Here is a 6,605-nt window from a genome sequence, read left to right as displayed (position 1 = left end):
CACGTCGCCGCTGACGTTCTCGCCCGCGAGCGGATTGAAGGCGATCTCCTACGATTCGCCGGTCGCCAGCGCGCAGGTCAAGAGCGGCATTCTGCTCGCTGGGCTTTACGCCAGCGGCAAGACGGAAGTCCGCGAACCTGAAGCGTCCCGCGATCACACCGAGCGGATGCTGCGTGGTTTCGGCGTCGAGGTGGAAGCAACGCCAGGCTACGCCGCCGTTCGCGGTGGCCAGCGCCTGAAGGCGACCCACATCGAAGTACCGGCGGATATTTCCTCGGCGACGTTCCCGATGGTGGCGGCGGCGATCGTGCCAGGTTCGGACCTGCTGCTGACCGCCGTCGGCATCAATCCGACGCGTACCGGGATCATCGAAATCCTGCGCCGCATGGGCACCCAGATCGACCTGACCAACGAGCGCCTGTTCGGCGGCGAGCCGGTGGCCGATATTCGGGTTCGTGGCGGGCAATTGCAGGGCATCGCGATCGGCGGCGATCTGGTCGCTTCGGCGATCGACGAGTTTCCGGCCGTATTCGTGGCCGCCGCTTGCGCCAGCGGCACGACGGTGGTCACCGAGGCCGAAGAACTGCGGGTCAAGGAATCCGACCGCATTGCCGCGATGTGCGATGGCCTGACTGCGCTCGGCGTGTCGGCGATCGCCCAGCCGGATGGCGCGATCATCACCGGCGGCGGCATCGGCGGTGGCACGGTGGACTCGAAGGGCGATCACCGCATCGCCATGAGCTTCGCGATCGCCGGCCTACGTGCGGCTGGTGCGATCACCATTCTCGATTGCGCCAACGTCAACACCTCGTTCCCGGGCTTCGTCAGCCTGATGGGCAAGGCCGGGCTGCGGGTCAGCGAGCAGAAGCCATCGTGACTTCCGTTCTGCCATTGGTGATTGCGGTGGATGGCCCGAGCGGTGTCGGCAAGGGTGTGGTCACCCGCTGGCTGGCGACCCGGACCGGTTGGCATCGGCTCGACAGCGGTGCGCTTTATCGCATCCTGGCACTCGCCGCCGTGCATGCCGGCATTCCGCTGGATGCTCATGAACGGGTTGCTGCGCTGGCAAGCGATCTGCAGATCCAGTTCATCGGCGAAACCGAGGCCGACGAAGCGATTCTGGTCGGTGGTGCCAACTGGACCAATGAAATCCGCGCCGAGACCACCGGCAATCTCGCGTCGCAGATCGCGACTGCACCGGTGGTGCGGGCGGCGCTCCTGCAACGGCAGCGCGATTTCCGTACCGCGCCAGGTCTGATCGCCGATGGCCGTGACATGGGCACGGTGGTGTTCACCGATGCGACCTTGAAGATTTTCCTTGACGCGAGCCCCGAGGCAAGAGCGGAGCGCCGCTATCGCCAGTTGAGCAGGAAAGGCGCAAGTGTTAACCTCGACGACCTGTTTGTAGAAGTCCGTGCTCGTGACGAGCGCGACCGCAAGCGAGCAGTGGCGCCACTGGTTGCCGCGCCCGACGCCGTAGTGATCGACACGACGCGGATGGCGGTACCGGAAGTGCTGGAAAACATTGAAAAACTGCTGGGTTCCCGGCAGCTGGATCGATAGAGCGGGACCGTTGCAAAGCGGATTGCCAGGATGGCGATCCTTAAACCTCAGACCATGTTGCCAGGGCGGCGCCATGGAAGCGTTACCTACTTATAGAGCTTGCTGAATGATCGAAAGTGTCGTTGAACTCAGTTTCGCCGAGATGTTTGAAGAAAGCCTCTCAGGCGGCCAGTCGATGCAGCCTGGCACCATCGTTACCGCGCTGGTGCTTGAAGTTAAGGCTGATGTTGTGATCGTCGACGCCGGACTCAAGTCCGAAGGCGTCATTCCCATCGCCGAATTCATGGTCGACGGCGCACCGGCAACGGTGATGGTCGGCGATCGCATCGAAGTGGCGCTGGAAACGGTCGAAGACGGCTTTGGCGAAACCCGCTTCAGCAAGGAAAAGGCCGAACGCATCCGGACCTGGGACCGCCTCACGAAGGCGTTCGAGGGCAAGGAAACCGTCATCGGCATCATCACCGGCAAGGTCAAGGGCGGTTTCACCGTCGATATCGGCAATGTCCGCGCGTTCCTGCCGGGCTCGCTGGTCGACGTCCGTCCGGTTCGCGACACCGCGTATCTCGAAGGCAAGCCGCTCGAGTTCAAGGTGATCAAGCTCGATCGCCTGCGCAACAACGTCGTCGTTTCTCGCCGTGAAGTGCTCGAAGCCGAATACTCGGCCGAGCGCGACATGCTGCTCGAGAAGCTCCAGGAAGGCGCGATCCTGCGCGGCGTGGTCAAGAACCTCGTCGAGTACGGCGCGTTCGTCGACCTCGGCGGCATCGACGGCCTGCTGCACATCACCGACATGACCTGGAAGCGCATCAAGGATCCGGCGGAAGTCGTGACCGTGGGCGTGGAAATCGAAGTCAAGGTCCTGAAGTACGACCGCGAGCGTCGCCGCGTTTCGCTCGGCCTGAAGCAGCTGGGTGCGGATCCGTGGGTCGACATCGAACGTCGTTACCCGGAAAAGACTCGCCTGTTCGGCAAGATCACCAACATCACCGACTACGGCGCGTTCGTCGAAATCGAGCCGGGTGTGGAAGGTCTGGTCCACGTCTCCGAAATGGACTGGACGAACAAGAACGTCAACCCGGGCAAGCTCGTGCACCTCGGCGACGAAGTCGAAGTCATGATTCTCGACATCGACGAAGAGCGCCGCCGCATCAGCCTCGGCATGAAGCAGTGCGTGCCGAACCCATGGGAAGAGTTCTCGCAGAACTTCCAGAAGGGCGACAAGGTCAAGGGCCAGATCAAGTCGATCACCGACTTCGGCATCTTCATCGGTCTGGATGGCGGCATCGACGGCCTCGTCCACCTGTCCGATCTGGACTGGAACGAAGCAGGCGAAACCGCCGTTCGTCGCTACTCGAAGGGCCAGGAGCTGGAAGCCACCGTGCTTGCCATCGACGGTACCCGTGAGCGCATCAGCCTGGGCATCAAGCAGATGGGCCAGGATCCGCTCACCATGTTCCTTGCTGACAACCAGAAGGGACAGATGGTCAAGGGCATCGTCAAGGAAGTCGACGCCAAGGGCGCCGTCATCACCCTCGCGGGCGGTGTCGAGGGCTACATCAAGGCCGGCGATCTGGCGCGCGAGCGCGTCGAAGATGCCACCAAGGTGCTGTCGGTCGGTCAGGAACTGGAATCGCGGTTCATCGGTGTGGATCGTAAGAACCGCATCGTGACGCTGTCGGTTCGTGCCAAGGAAATCCAGGAAGAAGAAGAAGCCGTGGCCGAGTACAGCCGCAATGCTTCGACTGGCAAGACCAGCCTGGGCGACCTGCTCAAGGAACAGATCGGCGGCAACGACAACTAAGTCGAGCCAGCACCGAGCTTTTCCGCAGCACAGAAGAGCCGCGCAGTCGCGCGGCTCTTTTTTTGTGCCTCGCATTTGAGAAATTTGCGCGACAACGGTTGCGCACTCGGCTATTTTTCACTATCGTCGACCGTCCCAAAGGTTTGATCACGCAAGCATTTATGACCAAATCCGAACTGATCGAAGCGCTTGCGCTGAAGCAGACCCATCTGATGCAGAAAGATGTCGAACTGGCCGTGAAGCTGGTGCTCGACCAGATCAGTGATGCGCTTGCTCATGAGGAGCGGGTGGAGATTCGCGGCTTCGGCAGCTTTGCGCTGCACAGCCGTCCGTCGCGCATCGGCCGCAATCCGAAAACGGGTGAAGCGGTGCAGATTCCGGCCAAGCACGTGCCGCATTTCAAGCCTGGCAAGGAAATGCGGGAGCGCGTCAATGCCAGCATCGAGACCACACCGCTGAAGAATCTCTGATCGCCGGTCAGCCCGCTGTTTTTGTCACCCATCGCCGGATCGACTACTTCCCATGCTGCGAGTGCTGACCGTGATCCTGCTGGCTCTGGTGTTTCTGACTGGCGCCAGCCTCGGTTATTTCAATGCCGAGAGAGTTACCTTCCATTATCTTTTCGGGCAGGCCGAAATTCGGGTCGCCGTGCTCGTGGCCTTCAGCTTCGTCATCGCAGCGGTGCTGACCCTGGCGCTATGCGGCCTGCGGATGCTGCGCCTGCATCGCGAAATCCGTCGTCTGCGCAAGGCGCTGCGCGACAGCGAAACCGAGCTCAAGAACCTGCGTAATCTGCCGCTGCTCGGCAGCCGCTGAGCATCGTCCGGCGATGTTCGAAACGCTGTTCTCCTGGGCTTTCCTGCCGCTAGGCGTGGTACTTGGCTTGGCGATGGCCAAGCGCAAGACGCTGGATCGTCCGGAACCGTCGACACCCGGTGAGCCGCGGCTGGACATGAACCTGCCGCCGCGGACCGATACCGATCCCGTCGAACTGCAGATGACGCTCGGCAGCCTGTTTCGCAAGCGTGGCGATTTCGATCGCGCCATCCAGCTGCATGAAGCGGTGCTGACAAGGCCTGAGCTGACCGCCGACGAAGGGGCTCGTGCACGGCTGGAGCTGGCGCAGGATTTCCTCCGCGGCGGCGTGATGGATCGGGCCGAACAGCTGCTGCAGGAACTGGTCGCCGCTGGCCAGCATCTCGGCGAGGCGCTGGAACTGCTGCTCGATCTGCACGAGCAGGGCCGCGACTGGCAGCAGGCGATGCGCACGGCAGCCCAGTTGCAGGGCGTGCAGGGCAAATCCCAGGCACGGCGCATCGCCCATCATCACTGCGAGCTGGCCGAGAACGCCCGCCATGACGGCGATCTCGCAACCGCCCATCAGCGCGCCGAGAAGGCACTCGACTCCGATCACGGCTGCGCGCGCGCCAGCCTGTTGCTGGCCAGTCTCGCTGAAGCGGCCCAGGACTGGAATGCGGCGATCAAGGCTTACACCCGCGCGATCGAGCAGGATGTCCGCTATCTGCCGGAGGTGCTGGCGCCGATGCAGCGCTGCCACCTCGAAAGCGACAATGCCGACGCTTATGTGCAGTTTCTCGACGATGCCGAAGCCGATCATCCGGATTCGCTGGCTGTAGCGCTGGCCAAGGCCGACATCTTGGCCGAGCAGGGCGAAAACGCCCAGGCCTATCTGGCGACCCGGTTGATGAAAACGCCGAACTGGCGGGGCCTGCTGGTCTGGATCGATGCTTCGATGCCCGGTTTCGATACCGCCGCGAGTCTGACCAGCGCCTATCGCAAGCGCCTGCAAGGACAGCCGCGCTACGCCTGCAGCAACTGCGGCTTGAAGCCCGGCGTGCTGTTCTGGCAGTGCCCGAGCTGCAAGCAATGGGCGACGATCGCGCCCGCGAAGGAAGACCTCTGAGTCTGCGCCGGCAACGGCAGCTCGCAGTGGCGGCACAGCCGTCCTGGGCAGGCGCGCGACCATGAGCCGAACGGCATTCGTGACCGGTGCCGATGGCTTCATCGGCGTCAATCTGGTCGAGGAACTGCTGATCCAGGGCTGGCAGGTAACGGCCATGCACCGGGCCGATGCCAAGCTGCAGCAGCTGGAGCAGCTGGCAGCGCAGCGCGTCATCGGCGATGTCACCGACCATCGCAGTCTGCGTGCGGCGATGCCGGCGCAGGTCGATGCCGTGTTCCACGCGGCGACCAATACTTCGCTGTGGTCGCGTCAGCGCATCGAGCAGCTCAAGGTCAACGTCAAGGGCACGCGCAATGCCGTGCGCGTGGCGCTGGAAACCAGGGCAGGGCGCTTCATCCATACCTCGAGCCTGGTCGCCTACGGCCTGCATGGCGGCACGGTGTCCGAAGACACGCCATCCCGCGGCCTCGGTTCGACGATCAACTATGTGCGCAGCAAGGCACTTGCCGAGCGAGAGATCCGGCAAGGCATCAGCCGCGGTCTGAACGCGGTGATCATCAATCCGGCCCATGTCATCGGCCCGCATGACGAGCACAACTGGTCGCGGGTGTTCCGGATGGTCGAGCGCGGACGCCTGCCTGCCATGCCCGGCGGCGGCGGCAGTTTCTGCCATGTGCGCTCGGTGGTCCGCGCGCATGTTGCCGCGGTCGATCGGGGGCGAGCAGGTTCCAACTATCTGCTCGGTGGTGCCGATTCGAGTTACATCGGGCTGGCGCGGGCGATTGCCAAGCTGATGAAAGTGCCGGTCAGGCCGCGCTCCCTGCCGTTGCCGGCGATGCGTGCGCTGGCAAGGCTTGACGAGCTGCTGTCGCCGCTATTGCGTCGCGAACCGGAGCTGACGGTGGATGCGATCGAGCTGTTGTCGACTACGCTTTACTGCCGCAATGCCAAAGCGGTAGCCGAGCTTGGCTATGAACCGCTACCGCTGGCGTCGCTGCTGGCGGACTGCCATCGCTGGATGGTCGACAGCGGCCGCCTCAGATCAGGTGTAACTGAAAGCTGAGACGCGCCTTACTCGCGCTGCAGCCGGCGCAGCTGATCCTTCGGAATCGTCTCGAGAATTTCCTGACGCTTGGCACTGAGGCGCGAACGATCCTGGGTCGTGATGCTGGCGACTCGCAAGCCCGCATTCAGCTGCTGCAAGGCGCCGCGAACATCGCCGCGGCCGAAGTAGTACAGGCACTGCTGGTACTGCGCTTCGGCCACGTTGCCGGAAGCGCGGGCAGCGGCGGCCAGCAGACGATAGGTGTCGATGCG

The 6,605-nt window shown here is 63.2% G+C and carries 6 protein-coding genes and 2 pseudogenes; 7 read left to right on the top strand and 1 reads right to left on the bottom strand.

Going from position 1 to position 6,605, the window contains the following annotated elements; all coding sequences use genetic code 11:
- The 7 genes and pseudogenes from Q0D45_RS19945 to Q0D45_RS19915 all read left to right on the top strand — a co-directional run.
- A pseudogene (locus Q0D45_RS19945) lies at positions 1-877 on the top strand (3-phosphoshikimate 1-carboxyvinyltransferase); the annotation flags it as partial.
- Entirely contained in the window at positions 874-1,563 is a 690-nt protein-coding gene (gene cmk, locus Q0D45_RS19940) for a (d)CMP kinase (protein WP_293397184.1), read from the top strand. The pseudogene Q0D45_RS19945 and the gene cmk, both read left to right, overlap by 4 nt.
- 106 nt (positions 1,564-1,669) lie before the next feature.
- Entirely contained in the window at positions 1,670-3,364 is a 1,695-nt protein-coding gene (rpsA, locus tag Q0D45_RS19935) for a 30S ribosomal protein S1 (RefSeq protein ID WP_293397181.1), read from the top strand.
- Positions 3,365-3,525: 161 nt separating this feature from the next.
- The gene (locus Q0D45_RS19930; RefSeq protein WP_022977009.1) at positions 3,526-3,834 is read left to right on the top strand and encodes an integration host factor subunit beta; all 309 of its coding nucleotides are present in this window, start codon (positions 3,526-3,528) and stop codon (positions 3,832-3,834) included.
- A gap of 52 nt (positions 3,835-3,886) precedes the next feature.
- The gene (locus Q0D45_RS19925; protein WP_293397176.1) at positions 3,887-4,180 is read left to right on the top strand and encodes a lipopolysaccharide assembly LapA domain-containing protein; all 294 of its coding nucleotides are present in this window, start codon (positions 3,887-3,889) and stop codon (positions 4,178-4,180) included.
- A 13-nt stretch (positions 4,181-4,193) separates the two neighbouring features.
- Entirely contained in the window at positions 4,194-5,288 is a 1,095-nt protein-coding gene (locus Q0D45_RS19920; RefSeq protein ID WP_293397173.1) for a tetratricopeptide repeat protein, read from the top strand.
- A gap of 61 nt (positions 5,289-5,349) precedes the next feature.
- Positions 5,350-6,351, top strand: a complete 1,002-nt coding sequence (locus Q0D45_RS19915) for an SDR family NAD(P)-dependent oxidoreductase (RefSeq protein WP_293397170.1) — start codon at positions 5,350-5,352, stop codon at positions 6,349-6,351.
- A gap of 8 nt (positions 6,352-6,359) precedes the next feature.
- Here the strand turns inward: Q0D45_RS19915 and Q0D45_RS19910 are convergent.
- Positions 6,360-6,605, bottom strand: a pseudogene (locus Q0D45_RS19910) (M48 family peptidase); the annotation flags it as partial.

It is taken from the genome of Nevskia sp. (assembly GCF_023266035.1).
Classification (GTDB): domain Bacteria; phylum Pseudomonadota; class Gammaproteobacteria; order Nevskiales; family Nevskiaceae; genus Nevskia.
Note: the sequence above shows the minus strand (reverse complement) of the source record. Positions and strands in the feature narration are given on the sequence as shown.